The sequence below is a fragment of the Streptomyces sp. NPDC058469 genome (assembly GCF_042721125.1).
GTDB lineage: Bacteria > Actinomycetota > Actinomycetes > Streptomycetales > Streptomycetaceae > Streptomyces.
In genome coordinates this window covers 1-23,803 of sequence record NZ_JBHXME010000075.1, presented here as the reverse complement: position 1 = coordinate 23,803, position 23,803 = coordinate 1, and the positions used below count along the sequence as shown (strand labels likewise).

25 protein-coding genes and 2 pseudogenes are annotated in these 23,803 nt (G+C 71.1%); 9 read left to right on the top strand and 18 right to left on the bottom strand.

Features of this window, described 5'->3' with window-relative positions; genetic code table 11:
- Positions 1-25: 25 nt before the first annotated feature.
- The 3 genes and pseudogenes from ACFWP5_RS28430 to ACFWP5_RS28420 form a co-directional block, all read right to left on the bottom strand.
- Positions 26-420: pseudogene (locus ACFWP5_RS28430) on the bottom strand (transposase); the annotation flags it as partial.
- Positions 421-488: 68 nt separating this feature from the next.
- Positions 489-881, bottom strand: a complete 393-nt coding sequence (locus tag ACFWP5_RS28425) for a hypothetical protein (protein WP_384162377.1) — start codon at positions 879-881, stop codon at positions 489-491.
- A gap of 301 nt (positions 882-1,182) precedes the next feature.
- On the bottom strand, positions 1,183-3,177 hold the full coding sequence (locus ACFWP5_RS28420) for an aconitate hydratase (RefSeq protein WP_384162375.1): 1,995 nt from the start codon (positions 3,175-3,177) through the stop codon (positions 1,183-1,185).
- Between the two features lie 275 nt (positions 3,178-3,452).
- On the opposite strand from ACFWP5_RS28420, the gene ACFWP5_RS28415 reads away from it, so the two are divergent.
- Positions 3,453-3,674, top strand: a complete 222-nt coding sequence (locus tag ACFWP5_RS28415) for a hypothetical protein (protein ID WP_384162372.1) — start codon at positions 3,453-3,455, stop codon at positions 3,672-3,674.
- A gap of 245 nt (positions 3,675-3,919) precedes the next feature.
- Positions 3,920-4,372, top strand: a complete 453-nt coding sequence (locus tag ACFWP5_RS28410; RefSeq protein ID WP_384162369.1) for a hypothetical protein — start codon at positions 3,920-3,922, stop codon at positions 4,370-4,372.
- 217 nt (positions 4,373-4,589) lie between these two features.
- Here the strand turns inward: ACFWP5_RS28410 and ACFWP5_RS28405 are convergent.
- A pseudogene (locus tag ACFWP5_RS28405) lies at positions 4,590-4,936 on the bottom strand (dihydrofolate reductase family protein); the annotation flags it as partial.
- A 1-nt stretch (position 4,937) separates the two neighbouring features.
- On the opposite strand from ACFWP5_RS28405, the gene ACFWP5_RS28400 reads away from it, so the two are divergent.
- Together ACFWP5_RS28400 and ACFWP5_RS28395 are read left to right on the top strand one after the other, a co-directional pair.
- The gene (locus ACFWP5_RS28400) at positions 4,938-5,561 is read left to right on the top strand and encodes a hypothetical protein (RefSeq protein WP_384162367.1); all 624 of its coding nucleotides are present in this window, start codon (positions 4,938-4,940) and stop codon (positions 5,559-5,561) included.
- Complete coding sequence (locus ACFWP5_RS28395; protein WP_384162363.1) at positions 5,543-5,755, top strand: hypothetical protein; 213 nt, start codon at positions 5,543-5,545, stop codon at positions 5,753-5,755. The genes ACFWP5_RS28400 and ACFWP5_RS28395 overlap by 19 nt, the downstream gene beginning before the upstream one ends.
- A gap of 35 nt (positions 5,756-5,790) precedes the next feature.
- Here ACFWP5_RS28395 and ACFWP5_RS28390 read toward each other — a convergent pair whose 3' ends face one another.
- Positions 5,791-6,345, bottom strand: coding sequence for an isochorismatase family cysteine hydrolase (locus tag ACFWP5_RS28390; protein ID WP_384162360.1), 555 nt, complete (start codon positions 6,343-6,345; stop codon positions 5,791-5,793).
- Positions 6,346-6,506: 161 nt separating this feature from the next.
- Between ACFWP5_RS28390 and ACFWP5_RS28385 the strand changes: the two genes are divergently transcribed.
- Together ACFWP5_RS28385 and ligD are read left to right on the top strand one after the other, a co-directional pair.
- Positions 6,507-7,142 (top strand): DNA polymerase ligase N-terminal domain-containing protein, encoded by a 636-nt coding sequence (locus ACFWP5_RS28385; protein WP_384162357.1) that lies wholly within the window; start codon positions 6,507-6,509, stop codon positions 7,140-7,142.
- A complete protein-coding gene (gene ligD, locus ACFWP5_RS28380) occupies positions 7,139-8,161 on the top strand; it encodes a non-homologous end-joining DNA ligase (RefSeq protein ID WP_384162354.1) in 1,023 nt (340 codons plus the stop codon). The genes ACFWP5_RS28385 and ligD overlap by 4 nt, the downstream gene beginning before the upstream one ends.
- Here ligD and ACFWP5_RS28375 read toward each other — a convergent pair.
- The 4 genes from ACFWP5_RS28375 to ACFWP5_RS28360 form a co-directional block, all read right to left on the bottom strand.
- Entirely contained in the window at positions 8,148-10,259 is a 2,112-nt protein-coding gene (locus ACFWP5_RS28375; protein ID WP_384162351.1) for a xanthine dehydrogenase family protein molybdopterin-binding subunit, read from the bottom strand. The genes ligD and ACFWP5_RS28375 overlap by 14 nt on opposite strands.
- A gap of 35 nt (positions 10,260-10,294) precedes the next feature.
- Positions 10,295-11,290: an FAD binding domain-containing protein gene (locus tag ACFWP5_RS28370; protein WP_384162348.1), complete on the bottom strand. Its 996-nt coding sequence runs from the start codon at positions 11,288-11,290 to the stop codon at positions 10,295-10,297.
- Positions 11,287-11,877, bottom strand: a complete 591-nt coding sequence (locus ACFWP5_RS28365) for a (2Fe-2S)-binding protein (RefSeq protein WP_384162345.1) — start codon at positions 11,875-11,877, stop codon at positions 11,287-11,289. Before ACFWP5_RS28365 ends, ACFWP5_RS28370 begins: the two co-directional genes overlap by 4 nt.
- A 69-nt stretch (positions 11,878-11,946) precedes the next feature.
- The gene (locus ACFWP5_RS28360; RefSeq protein ID WP_384162342.1) at positions 11,947-12,432 is read right to left on the bottom strand and encodes a DUF5709 domain-containing protein; all 486 of its coding nucleotides are present in this window, start codon (positions 12,430-12,432) and stop codon (positions 11,947-11,949) included.
- A 106-nt stretch (positions 12,433-12,538) separates the two neighbouring features.
- Between ACFWP5_RS28360 and ACFWP5_RS28355 the strand changes: the two genes are divergently transcribed.
- Entirely contained in the window at positions 12,539-12,868 is a 330-nt protein-coding gene (locus ACFWP5_RS28355) for a hypothetical protein (protein ID WP_384162446.1), read from the top strand.
- Positions 12,869-12,899: 31 nt separating this feature from the next.
- Entirely contained in the window at positions 12,900-13,898 is a 999-nt protein-coding gene (locus ACFWP5_RS28350; RefSeq protein ID WP_384162339.1) for a 4,5-dihydroxyphthalate decarboxylase, read from the top strand.
- A gap of 31 nt (positions 13,899-13,929) precedes the next feature.
- Here ACFWP5_RS28350 and ACFWP5_RS28345 read toward each other — a convergent pair whose 3' ends face one another.
- Positions 13,930-14,946, bottom strand: a complete 1,017-nt coding sequence (locus ACFWP5_RS28345) for an aldo/keto reductase (protein WP_384162336.1) — start codon at positions 14,944-14,946, stop codon at positions 13,930-13,932.
- A 146-nt stretch (positions 14,947-15,092) separates the two neighbouring features.
- On the opposite strand from ACFWP5_RS28345, the gene ACFWP5_RS28340 reads away from it, so the two are divergent.
- The gene (locus tag ACFWP5_RS28340; protein ID WP_384162333.1) at positions 15,093-15,977 is read left to right on the top strand and encodes a helix-turn-helix transcriptional regulator; all 885 of its coding nucleotides are present in this window, start codon (positions 15,093-15,095) and stop codon (positions 15,975-15,977) included.
- A gap of 131 nt (positions 15,978-16,108) precedes the next feature.
- Here ACFWP5_RS28340 and ACFWP5_RS28335 read toward each other — a convergent pair whose 3' ends face one another.
- From ACFWP5_RS28335 to ACFWP5_RS28300, 8 genes are all read right to left on the bottom strand, one after another.
- Positions 16,109-16,879: an aspartate/glutamate racemase family protein gene (locus ACFWP5_RS28335; protein ID WP_384162330.1), complete on the bottom strand. Its 771-nt coding sequence runs from the start codon at positions 16,877-16,879 to the stop codon at positions 16,109-16,111.
- A 79-nt stretch (positions 16,880-16,958) separates the two neighbouring features.
- Positions 16,959-17,441 carry a MarR family winged helix-turn-helix transcriptional regulator gene (locus tag ACFWP5_RS28330; protein WP_384162327.1) on the bottom strand — a complete coding sequence of 161 codons (483 nt, stop codon included), beginning with the start codon at positions 17,439-17,441 and terminating at the stop codon, positions 16,959-16,961.
- Between the two features lie 74 nt (positions 17,442-17,515).
- Positions 17,516-18,370, bottom strand: coding sequence for an alpha/beta fold hydrolase (locus ACFWP5_RS28325; RefSeq protein ID WP_384162324.1), 855 nt, complete (start codon positions 18,368-18,370; stop codon positions 17,516-17,518).
- Between the two features lie 47 nt (positions 18,371-18,417).
- On the bottom strand, positions 18,418-19,080 hold the full coding sequence (locus ACFWP5_RS28320) for an isochorismatase family protein (RefSeq protein WP_384162321.1): 663 nt from the start codon (positions 19,078-19,080) through the stop codon (positions 18,418-18,420).
- Complete coding sequence (locus tag ACFWP5_RS28315; RefSeq protein WP_384162318.1) at positions 19,077-19,769, bottom strand: SRPBCC family protein; 693 nt, start codon at positions 19,767-19,769, stop codon at positions 19,077-19,079. The genes ACFWP5_RS28320 and ACFWP5_RS28315 overlap by 4 nt, the downstream gene beginning before the upstream one ends.
- A 3-nt stretch (positions 19,770-19,772) precedes the next feature.
- Positions 19,773-20,348: a (2Fe-2S)-binding protein gene (locus ACFWP5_RS28310; RefSeq protein ID WP_384162315.1), complete on the bottom strand. Its 576-nt coding sequence runs from the start codon at positions 20,346-20,348 to the stop codon at positions 19,773-19,775.
- The gene (locus tag ACFWP5_RS28305; RefSeq protein ID WP_384162312.1) at positions 20,345-22,738 is read right to left on the bottom strand and encodes a xanthine dehydrogenase family protein molybdopterin-binding subunit; all 2,394 of its coding nucleotides are present in this window, start codon (positions 22,736-22,738) and stop codon (positions 20,345-20,347) included. The genes ACFWP5_RS28310 and ACFWP5_RS28305 overlap by 4 nt, the downstream gene beginning before the upstream one ends.
- A complete protein-coding gene (locus ACFWP5_RS28300; protein WP_384162309.1) occupies positions 22,735-23,583 on the bottom strand; it encodes an FAD binding domain-containing protein in 849 nt (282 codons plus the stop codon). The genes ACFWP5_RS28305 and ACFWP5_RS28300 overlap by 4 nt, the downstream gene beginning before the upstream one ends.
- Positions 23,584-23,803 lie beyond the last annotated feature (220 nt).

The following is a 23,803-nucleotide window of genomic DNA, read 5'->3' as shown; positions in this document are numbered from 1 at the left end:
TCAACCGAGCCAGTACTTAAGTGTGTTCGCCGGAGCCGGCCGGGCCCTTGTCGACGAACGCGACGAGCGGGTGATGGCCGAAGGTCTTCTTCCGGGTCGCGGTGGCGTCCTGTTTCTCGGAGTGTGCGAGGACCGGCACGCCGTCGATGTCCACGGCCACGCTGTCGTCGGCAGCCGGACTGCTTGCCCTGGTCAACTCGCAGGCGCGCGTGCGTACTTCGGCTCGCGCCGTGCGGATCGCGGTGAGCACCCTCGGCCCGGCTGCCGCGAGGGCATCGATGAGCCGGGAGCGGGTCGGATCGGATGCCGGCGGGCCGAGCACGTCGGCTCGGCCCGCGGTATGGCGACATCAGCCAGTCAGGTCCCGCCCAGAGCGACTCCGAGCGCGATACCCGGCAGAACCTCGCCCCGGTCGTGCACCGTCCAGACCCACCCACGAAAGCCCGAGGTTAGCGCGGGTGAATCTGCGGGTTGAGGACCGTGTTGTCTCAGTGGCCGAAGAGGTGGAGCCGCCTACCGCGTTGTCGGCGCGGTGCGGACGTGGGCGCTGCCGGGGGCGCCTGGTCGGTGGGGGCGGACGGCTGGGGACCTGCGTTCGTCCGGCCCTCCGAGAGCCGTGCGGCCATCACATCGCGCTCGTTGCGTATCCGTGTCCTTCGGTTGCGCCGATGTGCGGCGCCACCGGCAGCTATCCACAAGCCCAGCGAGAAGATCAGGGCCAGGGCGAGACCCGCGCAGAAAATCGCGAGGGTACTCATCGTGGCGATGTCGTTGCCCAGTACGGACACCGTGTAGTGGGGACCGCCGCCGAGGTTGTCGGAGATCGCCAGCCCCGTGAAGGCGGCGGTCGCGGCCAGCAGAAGAAGTCCGAGGAACAACATGCCGGGTCACCTCCAGGTCTCTGTCGAGCGGCTACCCGCGTTGGACCGCCCCTAACGTCCGCCGGTCTCAGGGGACCCCGATCCGCTGCTGCATGGACCTGTCCCCGCCCGCCCCGCGCGCCTGCTGCAAGCCGAGCGGCAGTCCGGACCGCCGGTGCTGAGCAGGTCGTCCGTCCGGTGCTCCGGCGGGCCTCGCACACCAGCACTGGTTCGGCCGCGTCGTTCGGTGCGCCTCTCCGCGTAGGAGAAAGGGGGAGACGACCCCCCGCCTCCTACGCGTACCGCCTTCCATTGCTTCCCCTCACGTGAGCGCCTCGTGCGTCGGCCGGGCCACGGCCGGGATGACGCCGCCGGCCAGAACGGCCTGCCGTTGCCGGGTGGAGAGGTGGTGGTGCACGCGGTATTCCTGGGAACGGGTCTTGTTGCGGACGGTAAGGGTCGGCGGGGCATCGGCGGTGAGCGCGGTGTGCAGGTCCTCGATGCGGAGCCGGTCGCCGGACGTGATGCGGTCGTGGTCGGCGGGGTCGTCGAACTCCAGCGGGAGGACGCCGAAGTTGGCGAGGTTCTGCCAGTGGATACGGGCGTACGATTTCGCGATCACGGCGTGCAGCCCGAGGTGGCGCAGGGTGAGCGCCGCGTGTTCGCGCGAGGAGCCCTGGCCCCAGTTCTCGCCGGCGACGATGATGTGGCCGCCGTGCTCGCGGAGTTCGGCGGCGCGGCCGGGGTAGTCCGGATCGAGTCGGGTGAGGGTGAACCCGGCGAGTTTGGGGAGGTTGGAGCGGTACGGCAGGACCCTGGCTCCGGCGGGGGAGATCTCGTCGGTGGAGACGTCGTCGTCGGCCTTCAGCAGGACCGGCGCGTCGAGGGTGTCCGGCAGGGGATCGAGGTCGGGCAGCGCGGAGATGTTGGGCCCGCGTTCCAGTCGTACGGTCATGGCCTCATCGGGTGGCGGTGGTGGCTCCAGCATGGCGGTGTTGACCTGGGCCTGCTCGGGCAGGTCCAGTCGCGGATACGGCACCTCGTGCTCGGCGGCCCAGTCGCGCGGGTCGGTGATGGTGCCGGTGAGCGCGGAGGCGGTGGCGGTCTCCGGGGAACAGAGCCAGATCGCGTCGTCCTCGGTACCGGAGCGGCCGGGGAAGTTGCGGGGGAAGGTGCGCAGGGAGTTGTGGCCGACGGCGGGGGCCTGGCCCATGCCGATGCAGCCCAGGCAGCCGGACTGGTGCAGCCGTGCACCGGCCGCGATCAGGTCGAAGGTCGCGCCGCTGCGGGTGAGGTCCTGGAGGATCTCCCGGGAGGTGGGGTTGACGTCGAAGCTCACTCCGGGGGCGGTCTGCCGGTCCTGGACCATGGCGGCGGCGATGGCGAAGTCGCGCAGGCCGGGGTTGGCCGACGAACCGATCACCGCCTGACCGATCGGCTCGCCCGCCACTTCCCGCACCGGGACGACGTTGCCCGGGGATGTGGGCCTGGCGATCAGCGGCTGGATAGCGGAGAGGTCGATCTCCTCATCGAGGTCGTAGCGTGCGTCGGACGCGGCGGCGACCTCGCGGAAGTCGTCCTCGCGGCCCCCGGCACGCAGGAAGTCACGCACGGCGTCGTCGGCGGGGAAAACGCTGGTGGTGGCGCCGAGTTCGGCGCCCATGTTGGCGATGACGTGCCGGTCCATCGCGCTCAGGTGGGCCAGCCCCGGTCCGTGGTACTCCAGGACGCGGCCCACCCCGCCCTTGACCCCGTGACGCCGCAGCAGCTCCAGGATCACGTCCTTGGCGCTGACCCAGTCGGGCAGGGCGCCGGTCAGGCGGATGCCCCAGATCTGCGGCATCCGCACGTACAGCGGCCGTCCGGCCATGGCCAGGGCGACCTCCAGGCCGCCGACACCGATGGCCAGCATGCCGAGGGAACCCGCGGCGCAGGTGTGCGAGTCGGAGCCGGCCAGGCTCCGGCCCGGGACGCCGAAGTGCTGCATGTGGGTGGGGTGCGAGACGCCGTTGCCGGGCTTGGAGTACCAGATGCCGTAACGGCGGGCGGCCGAGCGGAGGAAGGCGTGGTCCTCGGCGTTGCGTTCGTCGGCCTGGAGGATGTTGTGGTCGACGTACTGCACGCTGACCTCGGTGCGCACCCGGTCCAGTCCCAGCGCCTCCACCTCCTGCATGACCAGGGTCCCGGTGGCGTCCTGCGCGAGGGTCTGGTCGATGCGCAGACCGATCTCCTCACCGGGCACCGCACGCCCCTCGACCAGATGTTCCTCGATGAGCCGGTGCGCCACCGTGCCGCCGGAGTTCTGCCGCGCAGCCATCTCCCGATACCTCCTGCCGGAATGTCGGACCGTACTTCTCGGACGAACTCCGACTACCCGGCACCACGCGTCCGTCACGTCCCTCGACGCGGACTGATCGCGCCCGCCACCGCGACTCCGCCGACGTGCCGAGGGTCCTGCGGGGCAGGCAACTGCCGGACCGGAAGCGGTTTTGCGCCGCCGGTGCCGGCTGCGCGGGGGCATGCAGCTACTCCGCCGATCCGGGAGGTGCTGTCTCATGACCCGGATACCGACCGGGGCCAGGGTCACCGCGGGTGGGCAGGAACCCATTGCGGCTGCGGCTGCTGTTGTCCGGGGTCTTCCTGCCGTTCTTTGCCGTGGCGGCCGTGCTGTTCGGCGTGTGGGCTGGCGGTTCCGGTCCCGGTGTCCTGGCCACCGTCGCCGCGGTGTGCGGTGTACTCGCGCCGGCGGCCGCACTGGACGCGCGCGTCGTGGCACGTCGCCTGCGGCGCGAGGGGAGGGGCCGCCGCGGCTGAGACCGATCGGCCGCCGGCATCCGGGACTGCCCCGGGCGGACCCGGGTGTTGCTCGCATCCGCTGAGCACGCTGCCCGCGGGGGCGGCCGAACTGCGCGAGTCGCGGCCGGACCGTGGTCTGGCCGCGAACCGGGGAACCCGCGACGGGACTGCCGTGGGCCCTGTTCCGCGACCGGTTGCGTGCGCCCATCGGCATGGGACGACTCCGGCCGGGCCGATACCGGTTGAACGGAAAGGAGACGCACATGCTTGATCGAACACCGGGGGCATCGGCCTGTCGTGCCGGATTCGACGTACTCATCGACCGGGAGACCGCGCTGACAGTCCGCGAGCAGATCGGCACCCACCAGGCCGACTGGCTCCAGGCCTGCCCGCTGTGGGACCAGGTCACCGCCTCCGACCCGGACCTCTTCAACCAGGGCCTGCCGGCCTGCGCGGGCGGCCGCGGACGGACGACCGACGCGTCAGGCAGCCTCGTACTCGTGCGCCCGACCACCTTTCCACTCCACCCACACCGGATCGTCGAGGACGTCATCACCGAACGCCAGACCGGCGCGGCGCAGGAACTCCACGACGTCCTGGTCGGAATGGGCCAGGCCGACCGTCTCACTGCGCACGACGACCTGACGACCACCGGTCTTGAGCGGCTGGTGCACGACTATCGGCGCCGTTGTCATGGCTCCAGCCTGTGGCAGTAAGACTTCGAATGCCAAATTGGATCCGGCCCGGAAGGCGAGCCACGCGCACCGGTGCCACTACCTGTTCCAAGGTCGTGGTGATCTGTCGCGGCGAAGGTTTCGTGCCGATCCCCGAAAGCGGGGTGTGTGGTCGGAAGTGATTCCTGAAACACCTGAAGAACCGCGCCCCCAGCGGGACGCCGTTGACTGGTCGGTGTGAAGTTCCGCAACGACGTCGTCAGAGGACGTCGTAGGTCAGGTGCGTCGCGGTCGATGTCGAGGTCACGCTCCGCTGCACCAGCGTGCGTGGCGCTCCGCCGGTGAACAGTGGCGTCCCGGCACCCAGCACGACGGGCGCGAGATGCAGGCTCAGCACGTCGACCAGCCCGGCGTCGAGCGCCGAGCCGATCGTGGCGCCGCCGCCCCTGAGGACGACGTCCAGATCCCTGCCGCTCTCCGACGACGCCGCCTCGGCGCGCTCGCGCGCAGGGTGACGGCGTCGGGCAGGCCGGTGGTGACGAACGTCCAGTCGAGGTCCGTGAGCCGCACCGACTCTGGCGGCGAGCTCGTCACGACGACGAACGCGATGGCCGTCGGCGGCTTCATGTGGGACGCGCCGGACACCCCGAAGAACGTGCGGGGGTTCGGCCGCAGCGGGTCCGGCGACCGTGCCTCGGCATTCCCGCAGGTGAGAGTGGTGACCTGGAGCGAGTGCGACTCGCACGCGGTGGTCGGTGCCCGGCTCGGGGCCCGCGGGGGCAAGGGCAGCGGCGAGCAGAGCCTGGCGAAGGCCCTGTACCGGCAGTTGGACGAGGACATGCTGCTGATCGCCGACCGCAGCTTCTACAACTTCGCCGACTGGTGCACCGCCGCTGACACCGAAGCGGCCCTGCTGTGGCGGGTGACGTCGGACCTGGCCCTGACCGCGCTGCAGTCCTACCCGGACGGCTCGTCCCTGTCGGCGCTGGTCGACCCGCAGATCAAGGCCGCCGTGGGGGGACGCCGAGGCCGGGGGAGTTCTTGTACTCGCGTGCGGTGCGTGTTCTGGGTCGGGTGGCGTGGTAGGCGCGTAATGCGAGTTGGCCGGGCGGTCGAGAACCATGGACCGTGTCCGGGTCTCACCGGCCGTAGGCCCTCCGGATTCCGTTGTCGCGACTCGACGGCGCGCTCCCGGCGTCGCACGCTGGAGACATGGCAGAGGTGCCGATAGTGGTGCACCCGGCGATCGCGCAGGGCGGTCGGCCCGTTGTCGTGCGGCACGAGGTCGCCGGTCTCGCCCACTGCGACGGCGATGTCGTCGAGTTCGTCCGGCGGGCCGGTCTGTCCCTGGGTGAGGACATCCTCGACGACCCGGTGTGGGTGAGGTGGAAGGGCGGCCGGGCCCACGACTACGAGGCCGTATGACATCACGCAGGGCGGGGCCAGGGCCCGGCCGTCCGCTATCGGCCGGTGGTGTCGGAAAAGCCGACGTCGTCCGCGGTCGTGATGTGCGCGGCCATGTTGCGTTCCATCATCCTCAGGGCGGCTTGGGCCAGGTCCTGGTGGATATGGGCGACCGCGTCACGGGGCACCGTCACCCTCAGATGCCGGATGTGGGCGTCGAGCGCCGAGTACAGGACGCACTGCTCGGTGACCTGCCCGCACAGCACCACGTGGTCGACACCTTCCTGGCCGAGCAGATAGTTCAGCGGGGTCTCGTAGAACGCCGAGTGCCGTGCCTTGACGACGAACAGCGACGTGTCATCGGGGGCGATGGCCCGTACCAGGTCCGCGTGCGGGCCGCGCAGCGCGGCCTCCAGGAGTTCGCCGTGGTGAGAGCGCCACTGGCCGAAGTTGTCGTTGACGTAGATGACCGGGACACCACACCGGCGCGCGCGGTTCAGCAGCCTGGTCACCCCCGGCAGGCATGCCTTCACCGAGGGAAGCAGCAGGTCGGCGTCGTCGTGGTCGTACGTGTTGATCATGTCGATGACGATCAGCGCGGTCTTTGCCATGCCTCCCAGCCTGCACCGTCGAACTGTTTCTTCGCGTCCGGTCGGTCGACGGCGCGCTCGCGGACCCGTCGGGGGTCGGGCCGGAGCGGGCGGGTACTCGGTCCGCGACATCGTGCGTTCCCGGTGAGCGTGTCGTGCCGGGGCTCGCGTCCCCTGAAGGCATGGGAAGGCGGTTCGACGTGACTGACAAGAATCCGCTGCGGACATATCGCGGAAAGCGCGACTTCGGTCGGACCGGGGAACCTCCGGGCCGGCCGGGGAGCGATGAGGAGGAGCCGCGGTTCGTGGTGCAGATCCATGACGCGAGCACGATGCACTTCGACTTCCGTCTCCAGGTCGGCGACGTGCTGAAGTCCTGGTCCGTGCCGAAGGGACCCTCCACCGATCCGGGGGACAAGCGGCTGGCTGTTCCCACCGAGGACCATCCGCTGGAGTACGAGGAGTTCGAGGGCGTGATCCCCGAGAGCGAGTACGGCGGCGGAACCGTCATCGTCTGGGACCACGGCACCTACCGGCCGCTGAGCCATGACCGGCGCGGTCGGGCCGTCCCGTTCGACGAGGCGCTCGACCACGGACACGCCACCTTCCGGCTCTACGGCTCGAAACTGCACGGTGAGTACGCGCTCACCCGGTTCCGGGGCGGTGAGGGCGAGGCCTGGCTGCTGGTGAAGGTCAGGGGCGAAGGCGCCCGCACGGCAGGCCGGGCGACCCCCGATCCACGCCGGGCCCGCTCGGCGCGCAGCGGTCGTACGCTCCACCAGGTCGCCGCGGAAGCGCAAGGAGCTGAGGGGCGGTGACCGGTCTGCTGGGCACGCTGTCGGCCGGGGAGGCCGGACTGCTGCGCGAGGCACGGCCGGGCCGCGACCTGGCCGCGGATCCGATGCTCGCCACGCTCAGCGACCGGCGGGAATTCTCCGACGAGTGGATCTTCGAGCGCAAACTGGACGGCATCCGTGTCCTCGCCGTCCGCGACGGGAACGGCGTCATGCTGCTCTCGCGTACCGGCAGACGTCTCGACACCACGTATCCCGAGATCGTCGACGCGCTCGCCGCCCAGCAGTGTGCCGACTTCACGATCGACGGCGAGATCGTGGCCTTCTCGCACGGCCGGACCGACTTCGCCCGCCTCCAACAGCGCATGGGGCTGACCAGGCGCCAGGACATCGAGGCGAGCGGGGTCGCCGTCACGTACTACGTCTTCGATCTGCTGCGCCTGGAGGGTGCCGACACGCGGTCGCTGCCGTTGCGCACCCGCAAGTCCCTGCTGCGCCGCGCCCTGACCTACCGCACCCCGCTGCGGATGACGGCTCACCGCAACGAAGGCGGCGCCGAGTCGCTGGCCGTCGCCTGCGCCCGGGGATGGGAGGGGCTCATCGCCAAACGCGCGAACGGCCGCTACCAGCAAGGCCGTTCCACGGACTGGCTCAAGCTCAAGTGCTCGCTCGGCCAGGAGTTCGTCATCGGCGGTTTCACCGAACCGGCAGGCAGCCGGGTCGGGTTCGGTGCGCTCCTGCTGGGCTACCACGAGGGCGAGCGGCTCCGCTACGCGGGCAAGGTCGGCACCGGCTTCGACCACCGGACCCTCCTCGACCTGCGTGCCCGGCTCGATGAACTCAGCACCTCCGAGCCGCCGTTCGCCGACCACGTCCGCGAGGCGCACCCCCACTGGGTCGAGCCCGCTCTCGTCGCACAGATCGCCTTCACCGAGTGGACCCGCGACGGCAGGCTGCGCCACCCGCGCTTCCTCGGGCTGCGCGACGACAAGGCGGCACGGGACGTCGTCCGCGAACGTCCCTCCGCACTCACCGCGCCATGAACGGAGACAGGCCGGCCAGCACACGGTCCGGTGTCAGGGGCAGTTCGCGGTAGCGGACCCCGGTGGCGTGGTGAACCGCGTTGCCGATGGCCGCCGCCGTGCCGACGATCCCGATCTCGCCGATGCCCTTGCTGCCCATCGGGTTGAGATGGGCATCGTCCTCGTCGATCCAGTGCGCCTCGACGGCGGGTACGTCGGCGTGGGCGGGGACGTGGTAGGCGGCCAGGTCCGCCTCGGTGAAGTCGCCGAACGCGGCGTCCATGGTGCTGCCCTCGGTCAGGGCCATGCCCAGGCCCATCGTCATTCCGCCGATGAACTGGGAGCGCGCGGTACGGGCGTTGAGGATGTGCCCGGCGGCGTACACACCCAGCAGGCGGCGGACCCGGACCTCGCCGGTGACCGTGTCGACGGCGACCTCGACGAAGTGGGCGCCGAAGGCGTGCCGTGCGTAGCCGCTGTCGGCGTCCGCGCTCCCTGCCGTGTCGGCGCTCGCGGTGAGACCCGGCTCGGGCGGCGGCCCCGTGTGTTCCGCGAGGCCGGCGCGCAGCCGCGTGCACGCCTCGTGCACCGCCCAGCCCCACGAGGCGGTGCCGGAGGAACCGCCGGCCAGTGACGCCGACGGCAGGTCGCTGTTGCCGATCTCCGTACGGACCCGCTCCAGCGGGACGCCGAGGGCGTCGGCGCCGACCTGGGCGAGGACGGTACGGGCGCCGGTGCCGATGTCGGTCGCGTTGACCCGCACGGTGAAGCTCCCGTCGGGCAGCGCCTGCGCGGTGGCGGTGGAGGGCTGGATCAGCACGGGGTACACGGCGGCGGCCACCCCCGACCCCATGAGCAGGGGGCCGGCGGAACGCGTACCCGGGCGGGGGTCGCGGTGCGTCCAGTCGAAGCGCCGGGCGCCCTCGCGCAGACACTCGACCAGGTGCCGGCTGCTGAAGGGCTTGCCGCTGTCCGGTTCGGTGTCCGGCTCGTTCGCGATACGCAGCTCGACGGGGTCCATGCCGAGGGCGACCGCGAGTTCGTCCATGGCCGACTCCAGGGCGAACATGCCGGGTGCCTCGCCGGGCGCGCGCATCCAGGAAGGGCTCGGCACATCCAGCGGTACGACACGGTGGGCGGTCCGGCTGTGGGGCGAGGCGTACATGACGCGGGCGGGCACGGCGGCCTGCTCGACGAACTCCTTGATACGGGACGTGTGGGTGGTGACCTCGTGCAGGAGGGAAGCGAGGGAGCCCTGTTGGTCGGCGCCCAGGCGGACCCGGTGCAGGGTGGGCGCGCGGTGCCCGACGAGGGCGGGCAGGAAGCGGCGGGGGAGGACCACGGTGACGGGGCGTCCCGTCTGCCGTGCCGCCATCGCGGCGAGCACCACGTGCGGGCGGGCCGTTCCCTTGGACCCGAAGCCGCCGCCGACGTGTTCGGACACGACGGTGACCTGGTCCTCGGGGAGCTGGAACAGCGCGGCCAGCGTGGCTCGTACGGCCGTGGTTCCCTGGCTGGAGTCGTGCACGACGAGCCGGTGGCCGTCCCAGTGGGCGGTCGCCGCGTGCGGCTCCATGGGGTGGTTGTGCAGGGGCGGCACGCGGTAGCTGGCGTCGACACGGACCGCGGCGGACGCGAACGCGCCCTCGGGGTCACCGCGTTCCCGGTGCCCGGGATACCCGCCGTTGGCCTCCTCGGGGAGGTACGCCCCGAGGTGGCTGTCCGTGAGTGTCACGTCATGGTCCTGCGCGTCGTACTCGACACGGACCGCCGCGGCACCGGCCCGGGCGGCTTCCAGTGTCTCGGCGACGACCAGGGCGATCGGCCAACCCCAGTGCGGCACACGGGAGTTCTGCAGAACGGCGAGGGTGGGATCGTCGGCGTCGGCGAGCCGGGGAGCGTTCTCGTGGGTGAGCACGGTGAGCACCCCGGCCGACCGCAGCGCGTCGGTGGTGTCGATCGCGCGGACCGCGCCACGGGCGATCGCGGCGGTCACGGGCCAGGCGTGCACGCGTCCTGGGACGGTGTGTTCGGCGGCGTAACGGGCCATGCCGGTGACCTTCTCGCGGCCCTCCCGGCGCTCGGCGGGTGCGCCCAGTGCGGTGTCCGTGTCGGCCATGGAGTCCTCCTCGTGGTGCCGGGGCGGAAGTCCCGTCAGGTGCTGGTCGTCGGCGGTGCCAACCGGGTCAGGACGTCGAGGGCGAGATTGCGGGCCAGGCGCACCTTGTAGGCGTTGTCGGACAGGGGCTGGGCGGCGGCGAGTTCGAGGTCCACGGCACGCTCGAAGGCGGCGACCGTGGGCGCGGCACCCAGCAGCGCCTCCTCCGTGCGCCGGGCACGCCAGGGCCGGTGGGCGAGCGCGCCGAAGGCGACACCCGCGTGCTGGACAACGCCGTCGTCCACCCGCAGCACCGCCGCGACGGAAGCGAGGGCGAAGGCGTACGAGGCTCGGTCGCGGGCCTTGCGGTAGAGAGACGGCAGCCCGCTCGCCGCGGCCGGCAGCACTACGGCGGTGACGATTTCGCCGGGACGGATCTCGGTGTCGCGTTCCGGGTGGTCACCGGGCAGCCGGTGGAACTCGGCGGCGGGGACCGTACGCTCGCCGTCGGGGCCGTACAGCTCGATGCGCGCGTCGAGGGCAGCCAGCGCGACGGCCATGTCGGACGGATGCGTGGCGATGCAGTGCGGCGAATGCCCGAGCACCGCGTGGTCGCGGTGGACGCCGTCCCGGGCGCCGCAGCCGCTGCCCGGCTCACGCTTGTTGCACGGCTTGGAGGTGTCCTGAAAGTAGGGGCAGCGGGTGCGCTGGAGCAGGTTGCCGCCGGTGGTGGCGATGTTGCGCAGCTGCCCGGAGGCTCCCGCGAGGAGCGCCTGCGAGAGCACCGGATAGCGGTCGCGGACCAGACGGTGGGCCGCGAGGTCGCTGTTGCGGACGGTGGCCCCGATCCGCAGCGCGCCGTCGGGCAGTTCCTCCACCGAGTCCAGGGGCAGCCGGCTGACGTCGACGAGGGTGGCCGGCTGTTCCACGCCGAGCTTCATCAGGTCGACCAGATTGGTGCCGCCGCCGAGATACCGGGCGCCGGGATGCGAGGCGTACGCGTCGGCCGCCTCCTCGACGCTGCCCGCGCGTACGTATCCGAAGGGCTTCACGGGATCACGTCCTCGACGGCTTCCACGATGTTCGGGTAGGCGCCGCAACGGCAGAGGTTGCCGCTGAGCCGCTCGCGGATCTCTTCCTGGCCCAGTGCCACGGGCGGCCCGGAGGGGGTGGCGGGGTCGGTGACGTGGGAGGGGTGGCCGGCCGCGGCCTCGGCGAGGGCGCCGATGGCGCTACAGATCTGCCCCGGGGTGCAGTAGCCGCACTGAAAGGCGTCCCGGTCCAGGAAGGCGCGCTGGAGCGGATGGAGTTCCTCGCCGTCCCCGCCGAGTCCCTCGACGGTCGTGATGTCGCCGCCGTCGAGGGCGACGGCGGGCAGCAGACAGCTGTTGGCGCGGCGGCCGTCGACCAGAACCGTGCAGGCGCCGCACTGGCCGTGGTCACAGCCCTTCTTGGCGCCGGTCAGGTCGAGGTCCTCGCGCAGTACGTCCAGGAGTACCGAACGGTGGTCGACGGTGAGTGTGTGGGGTTTTCCGTTCACCCGCAGAGTGATCTCCGAGTGGTGGTTCACCCGCAGAGTGATCTCCGAGTGGTGGTGGTCGGGTGGGCCGGTGGTGGGGGGTGCGGCGTCGGATTCCATGGAGGGCCTTCCGTTCGTACAGGCCGTCGGACGGTGATCGGGGTATTCCGAAAGGTGGCGCCCCGAGGGCTACGGGGTTGTGTCGTCCTCGTCCGGGATCCGATGGACAGCCGCTTCCCCCGCGGAGGCCGCGCCGCCGTCGATGCCCACGTCGTCGGCGAGCAGGTCTTTCTCGGCGTCCTCGTGCGCGCCCTCGTCCGGGGCCACGAGGCGCCCGGCCCGGTCCGCCCCCACCTCGTCGTCAAGCGGCTCGCCCTCGCCACCCGCGAGATCGCCCACGCCGTCGCCCGCGCCGGGCTCCTCCAGCGCAGGGTCCCCGCGCTCCTCCGCCAGCCTCTGGTCCAGGGTCTCACCCTCGTGCTGCTCGCGCGCTGTCGTGCCCTGGTGTTCCACCGCGAGCGGACGCTCGGGCGGTGACCAGCCCTCCTCGTAGGGGTCGCTGCCCCGATCGGTGAGCGTGTCCTCGGGGTCGAGGATGCCCTCGTCCTCCCGGTCGTCGGGGCCTTCGGGCTGGTAGACCTCGTCGCCCATGACGTCGTGGTTCTGGCTCCCCATGATGTGCGTACCTTTCGGACGATGCGGATTCCTCCAGTCCGCGTATCCAGGCCGGCCTGGATCACACGCCCGTACGCCGACGTGTGTGCCGGAGAGCGGCGGGTACCTGCCGCTCTCCGGCAAGGAAGCGCACCCCCGGAACACGAAGGAGGCCCGTAGGACCAGCAGTACGGAGACCAGCGGTGCCACGGGGGCGCCGGACAAGGACTACAACCTGGTCCGGTACGTGGAGGCGTGCTTGAGCAACGCGCTGCGCCTGGAGACGTACATCGCTGACGCGGAGCGCGACAAGGGCACCGAGGTCGGGGATCCCTTCCGCAAGGCCCGGGCAGACAGCCGCACGGGTGCGGAACTGGGCAGGCGGCTGCTAGGCGCGCGGTGGGTATCGGGTGCCGAGATGTTCTTGGACGGATGGTCCCGCGCCGGACGACGATGAGACGCAGCAGAGCCTGTGAGGAGTGATGTTCATGACCAGCCCCGCTCTCACCATCGGATGCTTCCAGTACGACACGACGCGGTCACTGTTCGACGGGAGCGTGAGCGCCGACGGTGTCGACGTGACCATGGAAACCGCCGCCACCCTGCCGGATGTCTTCGACCGGGTGATCCGCGGAAACGAGTTCGACGTCGCCGAACTCGGACTCACCTTCTACCTGCGGCTCCTGGAGACCGGCCTGCCGTATGTGGCGGTGCCGATTTTCCCGAACCGGGTGTTCCGGCACTCGTGCATTTTCGTCAACGTTCACAGCGGGATCAGCGAACCGGGCGATCTCGCGGGCAGGACCATCGGTGAGTTCGGCGTCTACGGTCAGGACTCCGGCGTCTGGGCCAAGGGGATCCTGATGGACGAGTACGGATTCGAGCCCGCACGGAGCCGTTGGGTGATCGGTGGCCTCGACCGCCCTGCGGCCCCCTTCGACTTCATCCCTCATCCGCATCCGCGCGAAGTCGACGTGACCGTCGCACCCGAGGGAAAGGCGCTGGGCCCGATGCTCGAGTCGGGTGAGATCGACGCCCTGTTCTCGGCGAACGTCCCGCAGTGTGTGCTCGACGGTTCCCCGAACGTTGCCCGGCTCTTCCCCGACTTCGAGCCGCTGGAGCGTGACTACCACCGGCGAACGGGAATCTTCCCGATCATGCACACGATCGTCGTCCGGCGGGAACTGCTGCGGAACCGCCCAGACCTCGTACACGGCGTTTATCGCGCCTTCTCCCAGGCGAAGGACGCCGGCGCGGAACGCTACCGGCAAAACCGTCGTCTGTACGAGGTCCAGACCATGGTTCCGTGGATGAACGCCCTGGTGGAACGCAACGGGCAGGACTTCCCCGAGGACTGGTGGCCTTACGGCATCGCGGCCAACCGCACCACCCTCGACGCCTACTTGCGCTACCACTACGAACAGGGCCTGTCCACGCGGCTGTGGAGGATCGAGGACGTCTTCGCCCCGGAACTGCTCGACACCTAAGGGCGTGCAGTTCGGGCCAGGCGAGTGGGCTTCAGCGGCGGCGCAGGCGTTTGTCGGTGATCGGCGGGGTGGGGTCGATGTAGAAGTCGCCGGGATTCACGTCGACGCCGGGCGGGACGATCTCGTCGATGCGGTCGAGGACGTCGTCGCCGAGTTCCACGTCGGCCGCGGCGAGGAGATCGGTCAGCTGTTCGGGGCGGCGCGGGCCGATGAGTACCGCGGTGACCGCCGGATGGGCACGGACGAAAGCGGTGGCCAGATGAGGCAGCGGCAGGCCTGCCTCGGCGGCCAGAGCGGTCAGTTCGCGCACGGCGTCGGCCTTGGCCCGTACGCCCGGCTGGGTGAGGTCGAACATCTTCGCCCCCGCGCCGGCGTTGCGGTGCCCGGCGGTGGGATCCGCGCGGCCCGAGAGCCAGCCGGAGTTGAGCGGGCCGAAGGTCAGCACGCCCATGTCGTAGCGCTGGGCGGTGGGCAGCACCCGGCTCTCCACACCCCGGGTGAGGATCGAGTACGGCGGCTGCTCGGTGCGGAAGCGGTGGTGGCCGCGGCGCTCGGCCGTCCACTGGGCCTGCACGATCTCCTCGGGGGAGAAGAACGAGCCGCCGATGGCACGGACCTTCCCGGCCCGGACCAGGTCCGACAGGACGCCGAGGGTCTCGTCGACGTCGGTGTGCGGGTCCGGGCGGTGCATCTGGTACAGGTCGACGTGGTCGGTGTCCAGGCGGCGCAGACTGTCCTCCACCGCGCGGCGGATCCAGCGGGCCGAGCCGCCGCCCCGGTTGGGGTCCTCGCCCATCGGCAGCCCGAATTTGGTGGCCAGGACGATGTCGTCCCGGCGGCCCTTCAGCGCCTTGCCCACGATCACCTCCGACTCGCCGCCGGAGTACACGTCGGCGGTGTCGACGAGGTTGATCCCGGCGTCCAGCGCCGTGTGGATCATGCGGACCGACTCGTCGTGGTCGGTGTTGCCCATCGCGCCGAACATCATCGTGCCGAGCGCGTATTCGCTCACCGACATGCCGGTGCCGCCGAGAATCCTGCGCTTCATCAGGGGGTCTCCAGGTGCGTGCGTGCCTTGCTTTCCACCAGACGAACACGCTCGCTCCCAGGGCGGGAGACCCGCTCCGACCGGGGGTCCAACAGACCCCCTTTGGCGCAGCCACACCCCAGGTCACCCGGTCTACGGTGGGGGGCATGGCCCAGGAACCGAACAGCGAGCTGCGGGACTTTCTCCGCTCGCGCCGCGCAAAGATCACCCCGGGGGAGGCGGGCCTGGCACCCCAGCCCGGCACCCGCCGTGTTCCGGGCCTACGGCGCGAGGAGGTCGCCCAGCTCGCCGGCGTCAGCGTCGACTACTACGTCCGCCTGGAGCGCGGACGCCACCTCAACGTCTCCGCATCCGTCCTGGACGCGATCGCCCGCGCCCTGCGCCTCGGCGATCTGGAGCGCGCCCACCTGTTCCGGATCGCCAGACCGGCCCGCACCCGTCCTCGCACGCTGCCCCCGCAGCGCGTCCGCCCCGGTCTGCGACTGCTGCTCGACAGCCTCACCGACGTCCCCGCCCTCGTCCACGGCCGCCGCATGGACGTCCTGGCCGCCAACGACCTCGCCCGCGCCCTGTACACGGACTTCGAGGTCCTGCCCGCCCGCAGCCGCAACATGGCCCGCCTGGTCTTCCTCGACGACCACTTCCGGAGCCTGTACGCCGACTGGGAAAACGCCGCTCGCGGCATCGTCGCCTCACTTCGCCTGTACGCGGGACGTCACCCGCACGACCCCGCCCTGGCCGAGCTCGTCGGCGAACTCTCCGTCCAGGACGCGGACTTCCGCCATTGGTGGGCCGACCACGACGTGTTCCAGCGCACCCACGGCACCAAGCGCTACCACCATCCCGTCGTCGGCGACCTCGTCCTGGGCTACGAGGCATTCACCCCCGCCGACGATCCCGAGCAGACCCTGGGCGTCTCCACCGCCGAGCCGGGGTCCCCCTCCGCGGAACGCCTGAAACTGCTGGCCAGCTGGTCCCGGCCTCCGCAGCACCCGTCACCAGCCGCACAACCCGACGCCCCACGACCTTGAAACCGCTCGCCGCGCACCGGACCCAGGACCGCGCCGAGCAGGGCCCGGGTACCGGCCTCGACCAGGGCCATGACCTCCGCAGCCGGGCCCGGGTGAGACCTGCAAACGACGCAACGTGGTGGAGCGCTGCTTCAACAGGTTCCCCCGGCCCCGACCTGGCCGCTGAGCAGGCTGCCCGCGCCGGGAACGACCGTGGGCAGGCCCAGTTCGACGAGGATGCGGTACGCCGTGGCGGTCGCCGCCGAGAGCACCGGCAGCCCGGACGCCTCCTCCACCGGCTGGATGGACGGCAGCGAAGGCATCTGGACACAGGCCGACAGGACGAGCGCGTCGGCCCGTGACAGGTCCAGGCGCCGCCAGTGCTCGCGCAGGTCGGCGGGGTCCAGGTGGGCGACGGCCAGGTTGTCCGGCACCTCCAGGCTCAGCGCGTCCACCACCTCGATGCCCGCGTCCTCGATGTAGTCGGCCACCAGTTGCGTGAGCGGCTTCATGTACGGCGTGACGATCGCGACCCGCCGGGCGCCCAGGGCCCTGATGCCGTCGAGGAGGGCGCCCGCGCTCGATGCCACGGGGGCCTGCGAGCCCTCGGCGCGCAGCACACGGGTGATCTCGTCCTCGGCGGTGCAGTGGTACCCCGGTCCCTGCGCCATGATCGCCACGAGGCAGGCCGTGACGACCACGTCGGGCCGGGCATCGGCGAGTTCCAGCGCGGCGCGCCCGGTCTGCGCGTTCATGGCGCGCAGCTGCTCGGGCGTCACGTGCCGCATGCGCATACGGCTGCTGTGGAAGACGAACCGGTCCTCCGGGACCAGGGACTCGCGCTGCCGCATCATGCGCGGCAGCTCCGTCTCCATGGTCAGGTTCGAGCTGGGCACGATCATGCCGATGCGGTGATCGGTCACGGGATCCTCCGGGTGTCCTGCGTGCGAGGGCTACGTACGGTTGTCGGCGACCGGGGATCCGCCGACCGCCGCCTCGCGGTCAGGAGTCCTCGGCCAGTCCCTCCCAGTGATCGGCGAGGGACGTGAACAGATGCATGATGTCCTCGCGCCGCTCCGGTCCGAACGGCGCGAGAAGACGCTCGTCGAGCCTGCGGGCGCGGAGGTTCGCCTCGTGGAGGGTCCGCTCGCCCTCCTCCGTCAGGTGGAGCAGCTTGCGCCTGCCGTCGTCCGCGGCCGTCCTGCGCACGATCAGACCCCGGTTCTCCAGCCGCCGGGCGACGTCCGCCATCGTCGACGTGTCCAGGGAGACCGCGGACGCCATGGAACGCTGGTCGCTCCCCGGCGCCGCTTCCACGGCCTGGAGCACCGCGAACTGAGGGCCCGTGAGCGTCGGGTCGACGGCACGGATCCAGACCGCGAGATACGCCTGGTACAGGCGGCGGACCTGGTAGCCGGGCGCGGCCGTGAGCGCCGGGGGCGACCCGGGAGGCGTGGACGTCGGGGTTGCGGTTTCGTCACCCATGGAGCCCACTTAAGCACGGCACTTGATCGAGTCGTCAGCCGGACCGGCGATCTCCGGGAACCCACGCGGCGGCATCACACCAGCATCGGGCGCAGTACCTGGCGCAGCGCGGTGAGCGCGGCGGACGGGTTGTCCCAGAACAGCATGTGTCCGGCGTCCGGGATCTCGGCCAGCACGGCCGACGGCAGCAGCCGGGCCGCCTCCGCCGCGCCCTCCGCGGTGACGACAGGGCTGTCCGCGCCGTACAGGAGTGCCGTGGGGCCGGGAACGGAGGGCCACCAGTCGAAGAAGTCCTCGCTCTCGAAGCCGCGGTGCGTGGCGGTGACGGCCTCCGTGTCACAACTCGCCAGCCAGCGGGCCCGCAACTCCTGCTCCCGGCGCGGCCAGCGCGGCCAGGACCGGGCCACCTCGTCCGCGTCGGTGCCACGCCGCGCCTGCGCCAACTGGTCGAGGAAGGCGTCCAGGGGTGTGGGATAGGGCTCTCGTCCGGGGCCGCTCATCGGCGGATCGCCCAGTACGGTGCCCCGCAGTCCCACCTTGGCCCGCACGGCGGTCACGGCCGCGGTCCGCGCACCCATGGAGTGCCCGAAGAGGACCGGCCGGTGGAGGCCGAGGCCCGCGACGACCGCCTCGGTGTCCTCGGCGTATTCCTCCAGCCCGTACGTTCCGCCGCCGTCGGACAGCCCGCGCCCACGGACGTCGACCACCAACGGCCGTACAAGAGGCGTCAGTTCACGGGCCACGAAGTCCATCGCGACGGCCGGGCTGGTGATGCCGGGCAGCATGACCAGGGGGACGCCGTCGCCTCCGTAGTCCAGGACGTGCAGGCGGGTGCCGCCCGAGCGTACCCAGCGGCTGGTGGCGGGTACGTCGGCGAGTTCGGCCAGCGCGGACTGCGGCAGCAGGCGGGTGGGAGGGGGCGGGGGCATGGGGATCTCCAATGGTACGGAGCAGATGGAGTGCGGAGCAGACGGGGTTACGGGGCTGTCCTGGGCAGTCCGTCGAGATAGCCGACGGCGTCCTTGAGGTCGATCACGTCGCCGTACTTGGCGTGGATGTCGAAGAGGTTCGCCTCGTGCGGACCGGGAGCCCGGTCGCCGACGCACTCCCTCGGCACCAGCACCGGGAAACCGGACTGCACGGCGTCCACGGCGGTGGCCCGTACGCAACCGCTGGTCGTCGCGCCGCACACCAGGACCGTGTCGCAGCCGAGTCCGGTCAGCAGGGCGGCCAGGGAGGTACCGAAGAACGCCGACGCGCCCTTCTTCACGATCAGATGGTCCTGCGGTGTCCGCGGCAGCCGTGGGTCGAGCGCGACCTCCTCGCCGCCCTCGACCAGGCTCCGCATGCCCTGAGCCTTCTGCAGCCAGGTGACGGCGTCGCCCGCCGCCTCGGCCGGGGTGTAGGCGATCGCCGTGAACACCACCGGTACCCCGGCCGGACGCGCCGCCGCGATCAACTTGCCGGTGTCCGCCACGACTTCGGTGAGGTCGGCCCCCGACGGGAAGCCCGCCTCGGTGAATCCGCGCGTGAGGTCGACCACGACGATGGCGGGACGGCCGCCGCGGCGCACGGGCGCGCCGAACCCGGCCCGCCGGTAGGTCTGTTCCGTCTCCTGCCCGTACTGGGCGTCGCTCATGACGACCTCCGAAGGGTGCGCAACTCCCGTGCCTGGGCGCCGAGTCGACCAAGCAACCAGCCCTCCAGGACACCGACGGCGAACGCCCCTGCCACCAGCCCGTACTTGGCGGCTCGCGGGCCCAACAGCAGTGCCAGTCCGTCGAGATCGGAGTCCTGTGCGAGGGCCGGTTGCGTCGCGACGGGGGTGGTCGGGGATGCCGTAGGAGCGATGGGGGACACGGCAGACGCGGTTTCTACGGCCCTGTCCTGGTCCAGCAGGCTCCCCAGGTTCCGCGCGAACTGTTGCAGGATCCGGTCCGACACCGTGACGATCGCGCCCTTGCCGAACTGGACGATCTTGCCGCGGATCACCAGGTCCGTGGAGAGCTGGAGCAGCGCTCCCTCGGGCGCCGCGACGATGTCGAGAGAGACCTCCGCCTCCGCGTCCCCGCTGCCGTGCGTGTCCGTACCGCGCGCGTGCACCCGCAGTCGTCGGCGCTCGGCGTCGATCTCCAGGAAACGGACGGTACCCGCGTAGGAGGCGCTGATGGGCCCCACCCGGATCTTCACCCGGCCCCGCCAGGTGTCGCCGTCCTGCCCGTCGAGCGCGGCGCCCGGCATGCAGGACGCGACCCGTTCGACGTCGTTCATCAGGGCGAAGACGTCGTCGGGGGAGGCCTTGATCGGCACGGTGTTGGTGAGCTGCATGCGTCAGTGCTCCTTGCCGGCAGGGCTGTTGCAGGGGTTGGCGCAGGCCTGGCGCCGGGCCGTCGCGCAGGCGTCGATTGCCTCGACGATGGTCTGGTAGCCGGTGCACCGGCACAGATTGGCGGCGACCACCTCGCGGATCTCCTCCTTGCTCGCTTCCGGCCGCTCGGCGAGGAACCCCTCGGCGAGCATCAGGAACCCAGGAGTGCAGAAGCCGCACTGCAGCGCGTGGTGTTCGCTGAACGCCCGTTGCAGATCATTGAGTTCACCGCCATGACCGCCGCCACCGCCCTCACCGCCACCGCCCTCCGACAGTGACTCGACCGTGCGGATCCGCGCCCCTTCGGCCTGCGCCGCGAACATCAGGCAGGCGCGGACGGGCCGTTCGTCGACCAGGACCGTGCAGGCGCCGCAGATGCCGTGCTCGCATCCGACGTGCGTACCGGTCAGCCGCAGTTCGTGGCGCAGTACGTCGACGAGGGTGCGTCGGGGCTCGGTGACCACGTCGTACCGCTCGCCGTTGACGTCGAGGGCGATGAGCTGGAGGTCCGGATGGGTCGCCACGGGGTCGGTGTTCATGAGGACAACTCCAGGCTGGGGGCGCCGTTCAGCGCGCGGTGCACGGTCTCGGGAGTGATCGGTGTGTGGTCGAGTTCGACGCCGGTCGGGCGCAGGGCGTCGTTCACGGCGTTGAGTACGGCGGCGGGCGCCCCGATCGTGCCGCCCTCACCGGCACCCTTCGCGCCGGTCTCGGTGAACGCGCAGGGCGTCTCCAGGTGGTGGATCAGCACGTCGGGGATCTCGTGCGCGGTGGGCACCTTGTAGTCCATGAAGCCGGTCGCCGACGGCTCGCCCTGGGCGTCGTACGTCACCTGCTCGAACAGCGCGCCCGCGATGCCCTGCGCGATGCCGCCCCGGCACTGTCCCTCCACGACCTGCGGGTTGATGGCGACCCCGCAGTCCTCGACGCACACGTACCGCAGGATCTCCACCTGCCCGGTGCCCGCGTGGAGTTCGACGACGCAGGCGTGGGTGGCATTGGAGAAGGTGCCGTCGTTGAAGACGTCGAAGGTGGCGGTGACCGACAGGCCCGGCTCGATGTCCTTCGGCAGCAAGTGGGCCCGGAGATAGGCGATGTCGGCGATCTCCTCGTAGGTGAGGACGTCGGATGCGTTACGACGGCGGGCGGCGCCGTCCGTCAACTCCACCTCGTCGGGGGCAACTCCCCAGCGGGAGGCGGCGATTGCCCGGAGCTTGTCGCCGAGCTTCGCGGCGGCCAGGCGTACGGCACTGCCGCCGATGGTGATGGAGCGGCTGGCGAAGGTGCCGAAGCCGTAGGTGATGCGGTCGGTGTCGCCCTGGTGGAGCCTCACCTTGGCGATGTCCAGGGCCAGTTGGTCGGCGACGATCTGCGCCATCGTCGTCTCGTGGCTCTGGCCGTGGTTCATGGTGCCGGTGGTGAACGTGACCGCGCCACTGGTGTCCATCCGTACCTCGGAGATGTCGAAGCCGGGCACCACCTGCATCTTGCGCTGCGCGAAGACCGCGGAGCCGTAGCCGGTGCGCTCGCTGAAGCACGAGTAGCCGATGCCGATGTGCCGTCCCTCGGCCGCCGCCGCTGCCTGCTTCTCGTACCAGCCCTCTTCTCGGACGGACCGCTCGCACAGGTCGAGCGACTCCAGGTAGGAGCCCGGGTCGTAGGTGATGTTGTTGACGCCCTTGTACGGGAAGTCGGTGATGACGTTGCGGCGGCGGATCTCGACCGGATCCAGGGCGAGTTGGCGGGCCGCGCGCTCGAAGAGCCGCTCCATGACCATCACGTACTGCGGCCGGCTCACCCCGCGATACGGCCCGGTGGGCGCCTTGTTGGTGGTGACCGCGCGGCCTCGCACCCGGTAAGCGGGGAGTTTGTAGACGCCGGGCATCTCGGCGGACGCCATCAGCGGCTCGATGCCCGCCGTGAAGGGGTAGCAGGAGTACGCGCCCATGTCGCAGACCACGTCCGTGTCGAGCGCGAGGATCCTGCCCTCGGCGTCGAAGGCCGCGCGCGCCCGGTAGTGCTGCTCGCGGGCGAGGAACGACGCGGACAGGGCGTCCTTGCGGTCCTCGATCCACTTCACCGGCCGTCGTAGCCGTAGGGCTGCCGCAGCGGCGGCGATCTCCTCGCGGCCGACGACGCACTTCTGGCCGAATCCGCCGCCCATGTCGGGCACCACGACCCGGACGGCACGCTCGTCGAGACGCAGGCAGCGGGATGCCACCGTCCTTACCTGGTGCGGGATTTGGGTGCAGGTGTGCACGACGAGCTGTTCCTCGCGGTCGTCCCAGTGGGCCACGGCGCCCCGGGTCTCCAGCGGCAGCGCGTTCTGCCGTCCGGTCCTCGTGTCGACCTGGACGACACAGGGCGCGGACGCGAAGATCCGGTCGATGCCTTCCGTCGCGAAGAGCGAGACGTCCACGAGGGTGTTGTGCGCGGCCTCGGCGTGCACGAGCGGGGCGCCGTCCGCGAACGCCGCCTCCTCGGACATGACCGGGGGCAACGTGGCGTACGAGACCTTCGCGGCCTCCAGACCGTCCTCCGCCGCGTACGCGTCACGGGCCAAGACGATCGCGATCGGCTCACCGACGTAGCGGACCTTGTCGCGGGCCAGGACCGGCATCGCGGTCGGGACGAACTCCGAGAGTGGGCGACCCAGTTGAGCGACGATGTCGCCAAGCTCCAGGTCCTCGGCGGTGAACACCGCGACGACGCCCGCGACTTCGCGTACCGCCGACACGTCCACCGAGGCCAGCTCGGCGTGGGCGACCGTGCTGCGTACGAACTGGGCGTGCAGCATGCCGGGCAGCGCGATGTCGTCGACGAAGCGGCCACGCCCGGCGAGCAGGCGCGGATCCTCGCGACGGCGAACCGCCTTGCCCACCAACTTCCGTTCGCCGGAGGGGAGGTCACGCTTGGTGGCATCACTCATCGGGACACCGCCTCCTCGCAGGCGCGCCGGACCAGGGTCCGCACGAGTTCCTTGCGGTAGTGCGTACTGCCCGACGCGTCGGCGGGCGGTTCCACGGCCTGCGCCGCAGCGGACGCGCACGCCTCGAAGGAGCCGCCGCCTGCCAACACCGCCTCCGCCTCCGGCACTCGGACGGCGGCCGACGCGACTCCGCCGAGTGCCACCCGGCCCCCGCGCACCTCGCCCTCCTCCACGTCGAGGTCGACCGCCGCGGCCACAAGGGCGAAGTCCCCACGCCGCTCGGCGAATTCGGTGAGCGCGGCGTGCGGTGCGGGACGGGGGAAGACGATCTCGACGAGGATCTCGTCCGGGTCGAGGGCCGTTGTGTAGTAGCCATGGAAGAAGTCCCCGGCCGGGATGGTCCGTTCACCCTGTGGCCCGCGTGCCACGAACTCCGCGCCGAGTGTCACCGCGAGCAGGCACCACTCGGCGGTGGCGTCGCCGTGCGCCATGCTGCCGCCGACCGTGCCACGGGTGCGGATCGGGAGATGCCCGATCCAGGTCATGGTCTTGCTCAGGACCTCGAAGCCCGCCCCCAGGACCCCGGCCGGGTCCGCCTCCACCGTGTGGTGGGTGGTGAGCGCCCCGATGCGCAGTCCGCCGTCGGCGTCCCGGCGCATCCGGTCCAGTTCGCGCAGGCCGCCTATGTCGACGAGGTGGCGCGGCCGGGCCAGCCGGTAGTTCATCATCGCGACGAGGCTCTGCCCGCCGGCGATGACCTTGGCGTCGTCGCCGAGTTCGGCCAGCAGCCGCGCGGCGCCGTCGACGTCGCGGGCCCGGTGGTACTGGAAGGGGGCGGGCTTCATGGTCCTCCTTGCGTACGTTCCGTGAGTTCCGTACGGGGTCGTGCCGTCGTACCCGGGTACAGGCCGTGCCTCAGAGCGCAGGCTGCTCGGCGACGCTCAGGCGCGGGAGGGCCGGCGGCTCCTCCTCGTCGGCGTCGAGGACCCGGCCCTTCGTCTCCGGTGCCGCGAACGCCATCCATACGACGGCAAGCAGTAGCGCGACCCCCAGCACGGCGTAGGT

Coding starts and splice junctions, on each gene's coding strand:
- ACFWP5_RS28390 (WP_384162360.1), bottom strand. CDS start 6,345: ATGGCAAAGACCGCGCTGATCGTCATCGACATGATCAACACGTACGAC.
- ACFWP5_RS28330 (WP_384162327.1), bottom strand. CDS start 17,441: ATGGGTGACGAAACCGCAACCCCGACGTCCACGCCTCCCGGGTCGCCC.
- ACFWP5_RS28340 (WP_384162333.1), top strand. CDS start 15,093: ATGGCCCAGGAACCGAACAGCGAGCTGCGGGACTTTCTCCGCTCGCGC.
- ACFWP5_RS28385 (WP_384162357.1), top strand. CDS start 6,507: ATGGGAAGGCGGTTCGACGTGACTGACAAGAATCCGCTGCGGACATAT.
- ACFWP5_RS28300 (WP_384162309.1), bottom strand. CDS start 23,583: ATGAAGCCCGCCCCCTTCCAGTACCACCGGGCCCGCGACGTCGACGGC.
- ACFWP5_RS28425 (WP_384162377.1), bottom strand. CDS start 881: ATGTTGTTCCTCGGACTTCTTCTGCTGGCCGCGACCGCCGCCTTCACG.
- ACFWP5_RS28375 (WP_384162351.1), bottom strand. CDS start 10,259: ATGGCCGACACGGACACCGCACTGGGCGCACCCGCCGAGCGCCGGGAG.
- ACFWP5_RS28365 (WP_384162345.1), bottom strand. CDS start 11,877: ATGGAATCCGACGCCGCACCCCCCACCACCGGCCCACCCGACCACCAC.
- ACFWP5_RS28350 (WP_384162339.1), top strand. CDS start 12,900: ATGACCAGCCCCGCTCTCACCATCGGATGCTTCCAGTACGACACGACG.
- ACFWP5_RS28315 (WP_384162318.1), bottom strand. CDS start 19,769: ATGCAGCTCACCAACACCGTGCCGATCAAGGCCTCCCCCGACGACGTC.
- ACFWP5_RS28345 (WP_384162336.1), bottom strand. CDS start 14,946: ATGAAGCGCAGGATTCTCGGCGGCACCGGCATGTCGGTGAGCGAATAC.
- ACFWP5_RS28420 (WP_384162375.1), bottom strand. CDS start 3,177: ATGGCTGCGCGGCAGAACTCCGGCGGCACGGTGGCGCACCGGCTCATC.
- ACFWP5_RS28400 (WP_384162367.1), top strand. CDS start 4,938: ATGGCCGTCGGCGGCTTCATGTGGGACGCGCCGGACACCCCGAAGAAC.
- ACFWP5_RS28395 (WP_384162363.1), top strand. CDS start 5,543: ATGGCAGAGGTGCCGATAGTGGTGCACCCGGCGATCGCGCAGGGCGGT.
- ACFWP5_RS28360 (WP_384162342.1), bottom strand. CDS start 12,432: ATGGGGAGCCAGAACCACGACGTCATGGGCGACGAGGTCTACCAGCCC.
- ACFWP5_RS28410 (WP_384162369.1), top strand. CDS start 3,920: ATGCTTGATCGAACACCGGGGGCATCGGCCTGTCGTGCCGGATTCGAC.
- ACFWP5_RS28320 (WP_384162321.1), bottom strand. CDS start 19,080: ATGAGCGACGCCCAGTACGGGCAGGAGACGGAACAGACCTACCGGCGG.
- ACFWP5_RS28325 (WP_384162324.1), bottom strand. CDS start 18,370: ATGCCCCCGCCCCCTCCCACCCGCCTGCTGCCGCAGTCCGCGCTGGCC.
- ACFWP5_RS28305 (WP_384162312.1), bottom strand. CDS start 22,738: ATGAGTGATGCCACCAAGCGTGACCTCCCCTCCGGCGAACGGAAGTTG.
- ACFWP5_RS28310 (WP_384162315.1), bottom strand. CDS start 20,348: ATGAACACCGACCCCGTGGCGACCCATCCGGACCTCCAGCTCATCGCC.